Annotated in this window: 10 protein-coding genes and 1 pseudogene; 5 read left to right on the forward strand and 6 right to left on the reverse strand. The window is 29.2% G+C overall.

Annotated elements, in window-relative coordinates:
• Positions 1-248: 248 nt before the first annotated feature.
• The 4 genes from BTO07_RS02830 (at position 249) to BTO07_RS02845 (ending at position 7378) form a co-directional block, all read left to right on the forward strand.
• Complete coding sequence (locus BTO07_RS02830) at positions 249-1808, forward strand: type I restriction-modification system subunit M (protein ID WP_087519789.1); 1560 nt, start codon at positions 249-251, stop codon at positions 1806-1808.
• Positions 1808-3073, forward strand: a complete 1266-nt coding sequence (locus BTO07_RS02835) for a restriction endonuclease subunit S (RefSeq protein ID WP_087519790.1) — start codon at positions 1808-1810, stop codon at positions 3071-3073. Before BTO07_RS02830 ends, BTO07_RS02835 begins: the two co-directional genes overlap by 1 nt.
• 61 nt (positions 3074-3134) lie before the next feature.
• Positions 3135-4352, forward strand: coding sequence for a hypothetical protein (locus BTO07_RS02840; RefSeq protein ID WP_087519791.1), 1218 nt, complete (start codon positions 3135-3137; stop codon positions 4350-4352).
• 152 nt (positions 4353-4504) lie between these two features.
• Entirely contained in the window at positions 4505-7378 is a 2874-nt protein-coding gene (locus BTO07_RS02845; protein WP_087519792.1) for a type I restriction endonuclease subunit R, read from the forward strand.
• A gap of 785 nt (positions 7379-8163) precedes the next feature.
• Here BTO07_RS02845 and BTO07_RS02850 read toward each other — a convergent pair.
• The 6 genes from BTO07_RS02850 to BTO07_RS02875 form a co-directional block, all read right to left on the reverse strand.
• A complete protein-coding gene (locus tag BTO07_RS02850; RefSeq protein ID WP_087519793.1) occupies positions 8164-9573 on the reverse strand; it encodes a glycoside hydrolase family 28 protein in 1410 nt (469 codons plus the stop codon).
• Between the two features lie 195 nt (positions 9574-9768).
• Positions 9769-10587: a PD40 domain-containing protein gene (locus BTO07_RS02855; RefSeq protein ID WP_157663267.1), complete on the reverse strand. Its 819-nt coding sequence runs from the start codon at positions 10585-10587 to the stop codon at positions 9769-9771.
• A 241-nt stretch (positions 10588-10828) separates the two neighbouring features.
• Positions 10829-11377, reverse strand: a complete 549-nt coding sequence (locus BTO07_RS02860; RefSeq protein ID WP_087519795.1) for an outer membrane beta-barrel protein — start codon at positions 11375-11377, stop codon at positions 10829-10831.
• A gap of 91 nt (positions 11378-11468) precedes the next feature.
• On the reverse strand, positions 11469-12704 hold the full coding sequence (locus tag BTO07_RS02865; protein WP_087519796.1) for a choice-of-anchor tandem repeat GloVer-containing protein: 1236 nt from the start codon (positions 12702-12704) through the stop codon (positions 11469-11471).
• Between the two features lie 247 nt (positions 12705-12951).
• The gene (locus BTO07_RS02870; protein WP_087519797.1) at positions 12952-13404 is read right to left on the reverse strand and encodes a hypothetical protein; all 453 of its coding nucleotides are present in this window, start codon (positions 13402-13404) and stop codon (positions 12952-12954) included.
• A gap of 7 nt (positions 13405-13411) precedes the next feature.
• Positions 13412-13831: a hypothetical protein gene (locus BTO07_RS02875; RefSeq protein WP_087519798.1), complete on the reverse strand. Its 420-nt coding sequence runs from the start codon at positions 13829-13831 to the stop codon at positions 13412-13414.
• 811 nt (positions 13832-14642) lie between these two features.
• Here BTO07_RS02875 and BTO07_RS17490 point away from each other — a divergent pair.
• Positions 14643-14858 (forward strand): annotated as a pseudogene (locus BTO07_RS17490) (IS110 family transposase); the annotation flags it as partial.
• Positions 14859-14895: the final 37 nt, after the last annotated feature.

Raw genomic sequence — 14895 nt, forward strand, 5'->3', positions numbered from 1 at the left:
AATACAATACTACTTATTGACACTCATACGCTCGTAATTGTAAGTTAGCCATTACGAGAAACAAAGCAAAATCTAAGTTTAATAACCAACAGATTACTTCAGTCGTTCCTTCTTCGTAATGACAGTTGTATAATTGTTTTAAAATGTATGCATTATTCCCTTGGTAGTTCTATCAAATTTGCTAATTTTAAACAAAAAACAAATTGCTTGTTTATGAAACTCATTTCATAAGCATTTACAACTCATATATGTCAGAAAACCAATTACAATTACATCAAACTTTATGGAATATTGCCAACGATTTACGTGGTAATATGGACGCAGATGATTTTAGAGATTATATACTAGGCTTTATCTTTTACAAGTATTTAAGTAAAAAAATGTCGCTACATGCAAACATTATTTTAAAACCAGATGGTTTAGAATATAGCCAAGTTATTGGTCATGAAAGTGAAGCTTTGTTATTAGAAGAAATAAAACTAGATGCTTTAGATGCCTTGGGGTATTTTTTAAAACCTACAGAATTATTTAGCGAATTAGCCAAAAGAGGTAATTCTGGCGGAACAAATAAATTCATTTTAGAAGATTTACAAAAAGTATTGACCAACATAGAGCAAAGCACTATGGGAAGTGAAAGTGAAGACGATTTTGGAAACCTTTTTGAAGATTTAGATTTAACGAGTAGTAAACTTGGTAAAACAGAAGAAGCTAAAAACGAATTGATTGTAAAAGTATTGATGCATTTAGAAGGCATTGATTTCGATTTAGAAAACAATGAAAATGATTTATTAGGGGATGCCTATGAATATTTAATTGGTCAGTTTGCTTCTGGAGCAGGAAAAAAAGCAGGTGAATTCTATACGCCGCAACAAGTTTCTAAAATATTAGCAAAAATTGTTACTTCAGATAAAGAACGACTAAAATCGGTGTACGACCCAACCTGTGGTTCTGGTTCTTTATTGTTAAGAGTTTCTAAAGAAGTAAAAGAAGTGGGTAGTTTTTTTGGACAAGAAAGCAACCCAACTACGTACAACTTGTGTAGAATGAATATGATTATGCACGATGTACATTATAAAAAATTCGATATTTATAATGAAGATACCTTAGTAAATCCATCACCAAAACACATAGACAAACGTTTTGAAGCCATTGTAGCAAATCCACCTTTTTCTGCGAATTGGAATCCTGATGCCATTATTAGTGACGAGCGTTTTTCGCCTTATGGTAAAATGGCGCCAAAAAGTAAAGCAGATTTTGCTTTTGTACAGCACATGATACATCAATTAGATGAAAACGGAACAATGGCCTGTGTATTACCACATGGTGTTTTGTTTAGAGGTGCAGCAGAAGGACATATTAGAAAATATTTAATTGAAGATAAAAACCAATTAGATGCCGTTATTGGTTTGCCTTCTAATATTTTTTATGGAACAAGCATACCAACGTGTATTTTAGTGTTGAAGAAAAACAGAACTACAAAAGACATTTTATTTATTGATGCTAGTAACGATTTTGAAAAAGTAAAAACTCAAAACGTATTGACGGATAGTCATTTAGCAAACATCATTGAAACCTATAGAACAAGGCAAACAAAAGACAAATATAGTTTTAAGGCCACTTTAGAAGAAGTAAAAGAAAACGATTACAATTTAAACATACCGCGTTATGTAGATACGTTTGAAGAAGAAGAGGCTATAGATCTTTTAAGTGTTTCTACAGATTTAAAAGCATTAGAAAAAGACATTGCTACTACTGAGAAAACCATTGCAGATTTCTGCAACCAATTAAATATTGAAACTCCTTTTTAATGACAGAACAAAAAAACATAACGTCATTGCGAGGCACGAAGCAATCTGTTTCTTTAATACCTAAACTTCGTTTTAAAGAGTTTGAAGGTGATTGGGATAAAAAGAAAATGATTGATTTATCAGAAAGAATAGGTGATGGTTTACATGGCACACCTAAATATGCAGATAATTCTGAAATAAGTTTCATAAATGGTAATAATTTAATCGATGGAAAAGTTTTTATTACAGAAAAAACAAAAAAAGTTGATAAAACAATCTTTCTTAAAAATGATAAAAACCTAAGGACAAACACTTTACTAATCTCTTTAAATGGCACAATAGGTAATATTGCTAGATATAATAATGAAAAAGTGATGTTAGGCAAAAGTGTTGGTTATTTTAATTTTAAAGAAAACTCTAATTATTATTATCATGTTCTGAAATCACCAAAAATTCAAAGATTTTTTATATCTGAATTGACTGGTTCAACAATTAAAAACCTATCTCTTAAAACTCTTAGAGAAACCAATATTCCATTTCCTTCTGTAAAAGAACAACAAAAAATAGCTTCTTTTTTAACATCAGTAGATACCCAAATACAACAACTCACCACAAAAAAGCAGTTATTAGAAAACTACAAAAAAGGTGTAATGCAACAATTGTTTAGTCAGCAATTGCGTTTTAAAAATGATGATGGTTTAGATTTTCCTGATTGGGAAGAGAAGAAGTTTTCAAAATTCATAAAATTATATAGAGGAAGTTCACCAAGACCAATTATAAGATATACTACTTCAAATGAAAATGGAGTTAATTGGATTAAAATTGGAGATACAAAAAAATCAAAAAATTATAGGATAAATAAAGTTTCAGAAAAAATAACAGAAGAGGGTTCACTAAAATCTAGATTTGTTAAAAAAGGTGAAATTATTTTAGCAAATTCAATGAGTTTTGGAAAATCTTATTTATTAGAGATTGAAGGTTGCATATATGATGGTTGGTTTGTTTTAAGAGAATATGAAGATTCTTTTAATAAAGAATTCTTATTACATATTTTAAATTCTCATTATTTACAAAAGCAATATTTACGATTATCTACAGGAGGTGTAGTTCAGAATATTAGTAGTGAAATTGTTTATAGTACTAAATTATTTAGACCATCCATAAAAGAACAACAAAAAATAGCCAATTATTTAAGTGCAATCGATACAAAAATAGAAAATGTACAAATACAAATAGAAAAAACACAAGCGTTTAAAAAAGGTTTGTTACAGCAAATGTTTGTTTAGAAAATAAAACAGTTTTAAAGTTCTGTATTATATTAATATAAGAATTTTAAAAATTAATAGAATGGAAGAAGAAGAAAAAAAAATAATAAATAGTAAGCATGATTTTTATCAATGTATTAAGGATTCAATAATTGATCCATATATTGAAGATTATATTTTTAACTATTATTTTGAATATGGTAAAATTGTTTTTGAAGATTTAATTGGCCACAGAATTCCTTTAACAAATAATATAATTTATTTTACTAATTGTGAGTTTTCAAAAGGCTTCCAATTTAGAAATACTAGTCATAAAGATGAAGAAAAATTTATAAAATTAGATATAACTTTCGAAAATTGTACATTCTATGGAGTAAGTTTTATAGAAAAAATTATTGATATTAAGGTTAGTTTTTTCAATTGCAAGTTCAAAGAAGTTAAAAGTAGTTTACCTTCTTCAGGGGAAATAACTAATAATTTTAATTTCCATAATATTACCTTCAATAAACTTATTTCATTTTGGAATTCTGATTTTTATATTCCAGTAGCTTTTTTTCAAACCAATTTTGTTGGTAATGTTACTTTTTCTGCAGCTACTTTTTATGAGAATGTATTATTCCCGTATGCTTCTTTTAACAGTAAAATTATTTTTAGTAGAGTAACGTTTTTAAAAGGTTTAGATTTATCACTGGCCTTAAATTCTGGGGAATATAATTTTTTTAGCATTAGTCTTAAAAATTTTAATTCATCTTTTAATGAAATTGAAAGCCAGTATAATAATAGTTTAAATAAAGGCGATATTCCTATTATTAACAAAATAGAAACTTTTAGAATAATTAAAAGTCAATTAGAAAAATCTGGTAATAATATAGACGCGTTTAAGTATAATATTCTAGAAAAAATATCTTACCAACAACAGCTAGAGGTTCAAAACAAAAAATGGTATAATAATGAGGATAGTTTTATGTTTACCCTTAATAATTTATCAAATGAGCATAAGAAATCTTGGTTAATAGGTGTTTGTTTTACTCTAAAAATAGCATTTCTGTTTATTTTATTAACATTATTGAGTACAAAAGAGTTTTGGAATAGGCTTTGTTTTAAGTGTGAATTTGATTTAAATGTTATTGGTTACACTCTTAAACAATTTGTAAATTTCTTAAATCCGTTACATAGTATAGATTATATAGATGGATTGTATCCATTTTATGGAATTCCATACATTTTTGATTATTTAGGAAGAATATTTGTAGGTTATGGGATTTATCAAACAATTCAAGCTTTTAGAAAATTTAGATAATTATGAAAGAGTTAGAAGAAATAAAAAAAGAAACGATACACCCATTATGCAGTTCCTTTTGGAAGATTAGACGTTGAAACTTTTTTAGTTCAAAAATATAAAAGTCAGCTATTAAACGCTAATACTGTTAGAGGTGTTAAAAAGAAATTAATATGAGCAAACAATCAGAACTTCAATTAGAAAATAACCTAATTAAACAATTAGTAGGTTTAGGATACCATAAAATAACCGTTTTAGATGGTGATACATTGGTTTCTAATTTAAAAAGGCAGTTAGAAGCGTTTAATGATTGTGTTTTTTCAACTAAAGAATTTGACAAAATTTTAAATCATTTAGAAAAGGGCAATGTTTTTGAAAAGTCTAAAACATTAAGAGGTCGTTTTCAGTTTGTAAATGACAATGGAGAAGCTACTTATATTCGTTTTTTTGATAGTGAAGATTGGAATGCGAACTTGTTTCAAGTTACAAACCAAATAACACAAGAAGGCACGTATAAAAACAGATACGATGTTACTTTATTAGTCAATGGTTTACCATTGGTACAAATAGAGTTAAAGCGCAGAGGTTTAGAAATCAAAGAAGCTTTTAATCAAATAAACCGTTATCAAAGACATTCTTTTTGGTCTAATCACGGGTTATTTCAATACGTACAGTTATTTATAATTAGTAATGGTACAATTACCAAATATTTGGCAAATAATGCCTTACAATCTGTAAAACAAACCTTTTTCTGGTCTGATGTACATAATAAAAACATTAAAGAATTAACAGACTTTACTACTGCTTTTTTAAATCCAGATCATTTAGGGTTAATGATTGCAAAGTATATTGTAAGAAGCGAAACGCATAAAATTTTAATGGTGTTAAGACCGTATCAATATTATGCAGTAGAAAAGTTAGTAAAACAGGTAAAAACCACAACAGACAATGCGTATATATGGCATACAACAGGTTCTGGTAAAACTTTAACTTCGTTTAAAGCAAGTCAGATTATTATGGATTTGCCTTCTGTAGATAAAGTGCTTTTTGTGGTAGATAGAAAAGATTTAGACTATCAAACAATGAAAGAATTTAATTCTTTTAAAAAAGACAGTGTAGATGTTACCAATAACACAAATAGTTTGGTAAATCAATTAGCAGACGATTCTAAATTGGTATTAACAACCATTCAAAAATTAAACAATGCGATTACTAAAAATCAATATGATAAAAAATTATCAGGTTTAAAGAATAGGAGAGTGGTACTTATTTTTGATGAATGCCATAGAAGTCAGTTTGGAGATACACACCAAAAAATAACAGATTATTTTACAAATAGTCAGTTGTTTGGCTTTACAGGAACCCCCATTTTTGCAGACAATGCGTCTAAAAACGATTTAGGAAAAAGAACAACCAAAGATTTGTTTGGCGAATGTTTACACAAATATGTAATTACAGATGCCATTGCAGATGATAATGTTTTAAAATTTGGAATCGAATATATTGGTAGATACAAACAAAAAGGAAGAACTTTATTAGATATAGATGTTGAAGACATTGATAAAGCAGCCGTTTTTAAAGATGAAAAAAGGTTAGGTAAAATTGCAGATTATATTATTGCATATCATAATGCTAAAACTTTTGATAAAGAATATTCTGCCTTATTTGCAGTCAATGATATTAAAACCTTGATTAAATATTACGATATTTTTCAAGAAAAGAAAAGGGCAGGAGAACACAATTTAAGAATTGCTACTATCTTTTCTTATGGCGCAAATGAAGCCAATGAAGATGCACAAGATTATTTACCAGACAATGAAACTTCACAAGCTGCAGAACCTGAAAGTGACTATACCACAAGCCACTCTAGAGAAAAACTAGATGCTTTTATTGCAGATTATAACAAAATGTATAACGTTAGTTTTTCTACAAAAGACAGCAAATTATTTGAAGATTATTTTAAAGATATTTCAAGACGTTTAAAAGATAGAGAAAAGAAAAACTTTAATGATGCCAAAGACCGTTTAGACATTGTTATTGTGGTAAATATGATGTTAACAGGTTTTGATGCTAAGAAAGTAAATACATTATATGTAGATAAAAACTTAAAACAACATGGATTAATTCAGGCTTTTTCTAGAACCAATAGAATTTTAGGAGAAAAGAAATCACAAGGAAACATCGTGTGCTTTAGAAACTTAAAAAAGGCTACAGATGATGCTATTACGTTGTTTTCTAACAAGAATGCAGATGAAACCATATTTATTCCGCCTTATGAAAACATTGCAGAAAAGTTTGATGAAGCACTAGAACACCTATTAAAAATAACACCTAGTTATCAAAGTGTAGACGATTTAGTAGGAGAAGACCAGGAACTACAATTTGTACAAGCATTTAGAAGATTATTAAGAGCAAAAAATGTTTTAGAATCTTATGTAGATTTTGATTGGGAAACTTTAGGAATAGACGAACAAACTTTTGCAAATTATCAAAGCGAATATTGGGATTTACACGATAAAGTAAAAAACAACAATCAAACTCAAAAAGTTTCAATATTAGATGATATCGATTTTGAATTAGAATTGATTCATAGAGACCAGATTAATGTAATATATATCTTACAATTATTAGCAAATTTAAAAACCAAGGATAAGTCTGAAGCTGCAAAACAGAAAAAAGCAATCATTGATTTATTAGGTGGTGATGTGAAGTTAAGAAGTAAACGAGAACTGATAGAAAAGTTTATTGAAGAAAATTTACCAAATATTAAAGATTCAGACCGTATTACAGATGAATTTGAAAACTTTTGGAAAGAAGAAAAAGTAAAAGCACTTTCTAAAATTTGTAATGAAGAAAATTTAGACCAACAACAATTTAATTCTTTGATACAAAGTTATACTTATAATGGCCAAGAACCAATTAGACAAGACGTTTTTAAATGTTTAGACAATAGACCAAGCATCTTAAAAGCGCGTGAGATTGGTGATAGAATTATATTAAAGATGAAAAAGTATATAGACATCTTTATTACAGGTATGACTGGGTAAAACAAATCATCTCCCCGACATACTATAATTTCAGTAGTAATTCAAAAGGAATGTAACGGCTACTAACATTAAAAACGTCATTGCGAAAGAGGAACGATTGAAGCAATCTCATAATTAAAACTATTCAATAAACAGATTACCACGTCCTAACGTCCTCGTAATGACATTTATATCATGTTTTTATAAAAAAAGGAAATAAGAGACAGGAAACATGAAAATAGAAACATAATATTAACAAAAATCACAAACCCGACATACTTTTCGTTTTTGTAGGAATTCAATTTTTATGGAATGGCTAGTGTCCAAAGAGTGCAACGGTCTGGACACGATAATGCAATAAAAAGTAGAATTCAAGAAAACTAAAATAAGTCTAGATTTTTGGTTCTTTTCATCAATGGAAAAGAATAAGAGATAAAACTTAACCGACAAAGAGATTACCACGCCCTATCGTCCTCGTAATGACATTTATATTATGTTATTGTAAAAATAGAAAGTTACGAAACCACTTGTTTCTCTGTACTTTTACAGCTTGTAAACACAATAAAAGAATAATTAAAACAATCTCATCTATTAATCACAAATCATTTGCCCGACATACTATAATTTCAGTAAGAATTCAAAAGGAATGTAACGGCAAGTGTTTAAAGAGTGTAGCGGTTTTTGGTATGTTTTGTTGCGTGTTTAAGCATTAAATTTAGTAAATAATTACTGACCAAGAAAATCTGTGAGGATTTTTGTAAGTGTGCTAGAACCAAACAATAAAATATACCAGTTGTTGTAGCACGTTATTCTTTTTTACTGGTATTTATAATCTCAATATCTTCAATTTTTTTCCTGTTATTTTTTAGAAAACTACTGTAAAAATCTGTCACATCATCTAAAATTATAGAAGGTCTTTCATCTTCATTTATTGTTATTAGATTAATATTTTCAAGGTGAAGCCCCGCAGTATGACGAACGTATATTCCAGATGCTGGTAAAGTTCCAATCGAATAAAATTCAGGGGAATGAACACCCATAACCTCAGATGTAAATTCCTTTACAGAATCAATTTTTGCAGCATCCTTTTTTGTCCCTCCGCCAGAAACTATGAATCTAACATCTTTAATAGAAATATCCTCTATTTTATGATTAGGTAGTCCCGTAATAAAAATTGCTGAATTTTTATCACCTTTAGAATTATCAGCTATTATATTGTTAAAATAGAAACCATGCATTCGCTTAAGAGGTTCTATTTCACCGTTAGGAGTATCTACACTCATTCGTTGTTGGCAAAATGTCATAAAAATTGGTCTCGGAACATTTTCCATTACTAGGTTTGAAAAGGTCATGTTTTTCATTTCACCACCCTCGTTTTGTTGTATTTTTATACCAGCATCTTCAATATCTCTAAATATGCAATTACTGACAGCAACTGATTCAATGTCTCCTTTTGAAAGTAAACCAATTCTAATGCCTGCCCATTTAGAACGAAAGATATTATTGGTAATAACAATGTCTTTACAAGGCTTATCAGAGCGTGAAGCTTGAAGACAGATGCAGTCGTCACTGTTATCGAAGTTACTGTTTGATACTCGAACCCTGGTACAGCCATCAAAGTCCAGTCCATCACCATTATAATTAGCACGACTATAGATGTTAATTCCTGAAACTTCAATATTATCGCAGTATAAAAAAACGGAAGTCCAACTTGCGGGATTGATTAAATTAATATTGTTTAGGTGAATATTTTGGCATTTTAACATACGCATTAGCATTGGGCGACCTGCACCATGGGCAAAGTTTTCTAAATGTCCATTTCCATCTATTGTTCCTAACCCTACAATACTGATGTTTTTTGAGTTTTCAGCATATATGAAACAGCGGTCCATGTTTGTACTGTGCTGATACATCATTTTATAAGTGCCCTGTGTGTAATCGTTATAATTTGGACTTCCCTGCAATGTTGTACCTCCCTCAATGTGTAATGAAACATTATCTTTTAGGTAAATAGTACCAGATACATAAATACCACCTCCATCAATTTTTACTGTTCCACCTCCTGATAAAGTGCATTCATCAATAGCTTGTTGAATTGCTTTTGTATTCAGTGTTTTTCCATCATTAATTGCATTGTAATCAGATATGTTAAAATCTCTGGCGTTGGTTGCAAATGATATGCTTAGTAATAGAATAATTGATTTAAGTATCTTCATTATGTGTTTATAAATTGTATGGTAATCACAGAATAATCTTTCTGTACCATTTTTTTTAATGTGCTACAACGTGTAATGAAAGTTGCGATTTTTGTGAACGGCTATTTTCCGCAGGAAAATTGAAGTGAGCAAAAATGCAACAGCTTTTAGTTAAGCACTAATTTAGCAATTTTTACTACACGGCTTAAGTTAGCATTAGTTATTGTTTATTTCAGATTCTATATTTACCCATTTCACTTTCCATTTTTTTTCTAAATGTCCTCCAGTTGTATAAAAAAGAAATCTATTATTGGGTGTTACATATGGATTTCCTTGTCCTTTATTATTGATTTTATCATTTAGTTTTTTTGTGTTTATCCATCCTCCTTTTCCATCATTATAGCTAATCATTAAGTCAAGTTCGTTTCCAATTGAGGCAAAAATTAAATAGTCTTCTTTTGGGGAAACATATGGTGTGCATTTTCCAGCTTTGGAATTTGTCGAGATTGTAGTTTTTTCGGCGTTTTCAAATTTACCGTTCACTTTTTTTGAATGATAAATATCCATTCCACTATAATCCAAATTACTTGTGTGAAAATATAGAGTTTCCGAATTTGTAATTGTTGGATGCGAAACTAATTTGTCTCTTAAGTTTGGGATATCAACAAAAATAGGTTCTTTCCATTCTCCGTTAACTTTATCTGATTTCCAAATATGCCAAGTTTGAAAAACACCTTGAATATTTGTCGGTCTTGTTGAACTAAAATAGATAGAATTTCCATCAGGTGAAAAACTCATTCCGTGTTCGTTATATTTACTATTGAAAAACGCTTTCTTTGGTTCAGACCAATTTCCGTTTTTATTTTTTATTACGAAAACATCAAATTTTTCAAAGCTATTATCTGAAATAGTATAATAATATTCTTTTAAGTCAGGGCTAAACATTCCCTTATGAATGAGTTCATTTTCAGGAACTAAATTTTGCTTGAATTCAAAAGGTATATTATTCGGAATTTCGCCGGCTAAAAAATTCATTTTGGTATTATAGTTTTCATTTTTACAACTCAAAAAGACAATTGTAAATAGTAAGATGATTTTGAGTTTGTCCATTTCTCTAATTAATGCCAACGTTGTTGTGTTATGGAAAGTTGCGATTTTGTGAACGAGGAATTTCCATAGGAAATTCAGAAGTTGGCAAAAAAGCAACTAACTTTGATTAAGCTAAAAGTAGCAATTAATTATACACGGTGTTGTAAAACGTTTTCAATTCGTAGTTTTAATTTAAGTTATAAACTACTCCTGCGCTAAAAACTATTTGGTTTAATTCACTAATTATATATTTAAGTTCAGATATTAAGTCTAATTTATCTGTTATAGAAAATCCGCCACCAAAACCTAAATTTAAACCAATAAAAGTTTCATTATTGTCAGCATTTGTCGAACTAGTGATGCTATTATGAGCTGTTATATCTGTTCCGTAAAACGAAAAGTTCAAACCACCTATACCATAAAATCTTAAGTCATTTGAGTTTGATATATTTATATTATAATGTAAATCTGTATTTAATGTTACCAAACCTGTATCAACTTTAGAACTGCTGAAATTTTGACCCATAAAACTGTTAGTCGTTGTTGTAGTAATTCCAAAAAAGTAATTTAATTCTCCTGACAAAGAAAAGTTTTCATTTAATTCATAAATTGCTTTAGCACCAATACCTAAACTTTCTATTTCCGAACCATATGATAGTTTTCCTCCAACTTTTAACTGAGCATTTGCAACTGTTGTAATGATTAATAAAATAAGTGTAACTTTAATTGATTTCATATTTATTAATTTTATTTTGACGAATATTACACTCAGTTCTTTGTTGTCATTAGTTTTTCACTCTTAATCTCTTATAAACACTATTTTCGCCCTAAAGTGCTCCTAAGTCTACAAGGCATAGAGAGTTTCGCAGTGGGTTTGCTCCATTATTCCTTATATTAAAATCATGTCTTTGAGTTATATTGCCATTTAAGGGATTATATTCAACAATGCTACCATCGGTAATAGTACCACCAGAACAGGTTATATAAAACCTTCCATTTGATGATTCTATAAATGTTCCTATTGGTCTATACCCTTCAAAATCTAGGAAGTTAGTAAATGTAAGGTTTCCTGTTGCCAACTCTACCTTATAAAACGTACCTGAATTTGCATCTAGTTGATTGTGTTGTGCAGTAGCTGAATATAAGAAACCATTTTTTTCTATAAAACCACCTTGTGGATCCCAACCTTCAATTGCTACAATCCATTCAAAACTCCAAAGGTTTTGATAGTTATTACCATTTTTGTCAATTTTAAAAAGGTTTCCTTTATTATTAGATCCACCTAATTTTGAAGCACCATAAAGGTAGCCATCTGAAGCTTCAAATAATGTATTATTGATAGCCCCTTCAAATTGATTACTGTTGGGGAAACCTCCAGGCGATGCATAAACTAACTCAAGTGAGTTTGTAGCGGTGTTAAATCTAATTATTGCACCATAACCGTTTGTTGAGCCGCTAGCCGTTGTGAAGTATATATGAGCGTCAGATGCCTCCATTAATTTACTTTTATTTGGACCATATATATTGGCATCTAAAGTGCCTAAAATTGAAATTGTACTCGTATTTATATCATAAGACCAAATTTTTCCATCATTACCCGTACCTGTTATTTCACTAGTGGAATACAATAAACCATTAGTGTGAAGTAATGGGCTGATATTGTGCAAGTACCCTGTCGGAGATAAATCATCGAAGTATTGTATTACTTGCAGATCATTTGTTAGAGGATCAAATTCATAAAAAGAACCTGTGGCAAATACTGCTCCGGCATTAACAATTTGTCCATCAGAGTTTGTAAATCCGTAAAGTTTACCATTACCAGCTAATGTTAAACCTGCCGTGGGATTACCTCCAGTTGTGGTTGTGAAATCAAATAGTTTCTGAATGTTTTGACCATTTTGATCAACTCTATAAATAGTTCCAAGACCATTTGCTCCTCCCTCATATGTGGTACCATACATGTACAAACCTGTTCCTAAAGGTTCTTCATATTCATATATGTTAGTAATATTTTTTTCGCATGAGCTCAATATAATAACTAAAAGTAGTAAGATTTTTTTCATAAGAAATTATTTAAAAAACAAATTTAAAGAATAAAATATTTTGTGTTAATAAAATTTCATTTTTTTAATTACTGCTAACGTAAGTACGTTTATTCAACGTTTTAATGTTTTACAACGTGTTTGTGTATGCTTTGTTGCGTTGGTTTAGCGTAAAGTTAGCAAATAATTACTGAATAGAAAATCCGCGAGGATTTTCGTAAATTGGCTAAAAGAAAGCAATAAAATATACACGGTGTTGTAGGTAGTTTTATCTAAATCCTACATTTTCTTTTTTATGATAAAAATTCGTTTTGATTCCTTTTTCATTTAATATAAAATTCAATTTTTCAGATTCTTTACCACTACAGTTAAATCGTAATTTTTCCCTTTTAAATTCAATTTTATAGTGAGCTGGTGTTCTACTCATATATTCATAATATGTGGCTTTTCCGATTTCAGAAAACGAAAGGTTCATTTTTTTATTCCCAATAAGATTTATTGGATATTCAATTATAAATTCTTCTTTCTTAGAGTTAATTTTCACTCTTTTAATCCACTTTTTATTTTTCAGAATTAGAATAATTATAAATACAATTAATGTTATTGTAAATAGTATATATGGGTTTTCAATTTCCAAAAAGTAAATAGGGAAAATAGAAATTAATAAAGTTAACATTAAAACTTTACTTATTCCATTAATATATTCTGGTTCAAATTCCATTTAGTTTTTATTTCTCGTTTAACTTTTCAAAATATTTTTCACGATGAAATTTATTCACATCTCTTTCAATTGTGTCTGCTTTTGAATTCAAAATATAATATTCAAAATCGGATTCACTTTTTTTAAACAAAGAGTCTCCAACATTCAGTTTTTCGTGAATAAAATAAGGGATTTGTTTTTCAAATTTATTATTTATTAAAATTGGTCTCATTCTTCCTTGCATTCTGTCTAACAAAAGACTCGTTATTTTTCCAGAGTATGATTCGTTTTTTATTCTATTATATTCCTTTTTAAGATAACTTTCAGAATTGTCTTGAATTGTAATAACTATAATAAGAAATATAAGAATTGGAATAAAGACAAACGCAAGATTTTTCCTTATTTCTTTATCTTGTTTTCTTAATTTATTTTTGTCTTCAGTATTCATTTCGTTAATTACCTACAACGAGTTATATGTAATCAAATATATCGCATTTTGGTATTAATTTTCTGGATAAGATAACTTTTTTCATTTTTACTTTAGTTTTTCGGTTAATTGTATTTTTATAATGGTTATTTAAAAATGCAATGGTATACGCTTTTTACACAACTAAGATACGAGAGACGTGGAATGTGATTGGAAATAGGAAGTTACGAAACCTCTTGTTTCTCTGTGCTTTTACAAGCTTGTAAGCACAATAAAAGAATAATTAAAACAATCTCATCTATTAATCACAAATCATTTGCCCGACATACTATAATTTCAGTAAGAATTCAAAAGGAATGTAACGGCTACTATCATTAAAAACGTCATTGCGAAAGAGGAACGATTGAAGCAATCTCATAATTAAAACTATTCAACAAACAGATTACCACGTCCTAACGTCCTCGTAATGACATTTATATCATGTTTTTGTAAAAAAAGGAAATAGGAGACAAGAGACAAGAGACATAATATTAACCAAAATCACCAACCGACATACTATAATTTCAGTAAGAATTCAAAAGGAATGTAACGGCTTAGTGTCCAAAGCTTGTTCTCAACTAGATTGAGGAACCAAATAAAGAGTCTGGACACGATAGTGGAGTTTCTTGTAGAATTCAATGAAATTATAGGAAGTCTAGATTTTTGGTGAAGCCTGTGCTGAACTTGATTCAGTATTCAGCAATGGAAAAGAACAAGAGATAAAACTTAACCGACAAAGAGATTACCACGTCCTATCGTCCTCGTAATGACATTTATATTATGTTATTGTAAAAATAGGAAGTTACAAAACCTCTTGTTTCTCTGTGCTTTTACTGCTTATAAGCACAATAAAGGATGTTGTGCGGTTTATGAGCGAATTGTTAACAAGGGTAAGTGTAATAAATTGGCTTTAATAGCGGTTGCTAATAAACTGATAAAACAGCGTTTTGCTATCGCAAAATCTGGTTTACCATATAACGAAACGTACGTTTCTGTTTTATCAAAATAAATAGTAAACCCATAAAAAATAAACCCTCAAAATACTA

It is taken from the genome of Polaribacter sp. SA4-12 (genome assembly GCF_002163675.1).
Classification (GTDB): domain Bacteria; phylum Bacteroidota; class Bacteroidia; order Flavobacteriales; family Flavobacteriaceae; genus Polaribacter.

Bases quoted from the DNA above. Each gene is read 5' to 3' on its own strand.
- BTO07_RS02835 (WP_087519790.1), top strand. From the start codon at position 1,808: ATGACAGAACAAAAAAACATAACGTCATTGCGAGGCACGAAGCAATCT.
- BTO07_RS02850 (WP_087519793.1), bottom strand. From the start codon at position 9,573: ATGAAGATACTTAAATCAATTATTCTATTACTAAGCATATCATTTGCA.
- BTO07_RS02875 (WP_087519798.1), bottom strand. From the start codon at position 13,831: ATGAATACTGAAGACAAAAATAAATTAAGAAAACAAGATAAAGAAATA.
- BTO07_RS02860 (WP_087519795.1), bottom strand. From the start codon at position 11,377: ATGAAATCAATTAAAGTTACACTTATTTTATTAATCATTACAACAGTT.
- BTO07_RS02870 (WP_087519797.1), bottom strand. From the start codon at position 13,404: ATGGAATTTGAACCAGAATATATTAATGGAATAAGTAAAGTTTTAATG.
- BTO07_RS02830 (WP_087519789.1), top strand. From the start codon at position 249: ATGTCAGAAAACCAATTACAATTACATCAAACTTTATGGAATATTGCC.
- BTO07_RS02840 (WP_087519791.1), top strand. From the start codon at position 3,135: ATGGAAGAAGAAGAAAAAAAAATAATAAATAGTAAGCATGATTTTTAT.
- BTO07_RS02855 (WP_157663267.1), bottom strand. From the start codon at position 10,587: ATGAATTTTTTAGCCGGCGAAATTCCGAATAATATACCTTTTGAATTC.
- BTO07_RS02845 (WP_087519792.1), top strand. From the start codon at position 4,505: ATGAGCAAACAATCAGAACTTCAATTAGAAAATAACCTAATTAAACAA.
- BTO07_RS02865 (WP_087519796.1), bottom strand. From the start codon at position 12,704: ATGAAAAAAATCTTACTACTTTTAGTTATTATATTGAGCTCATGCGAA.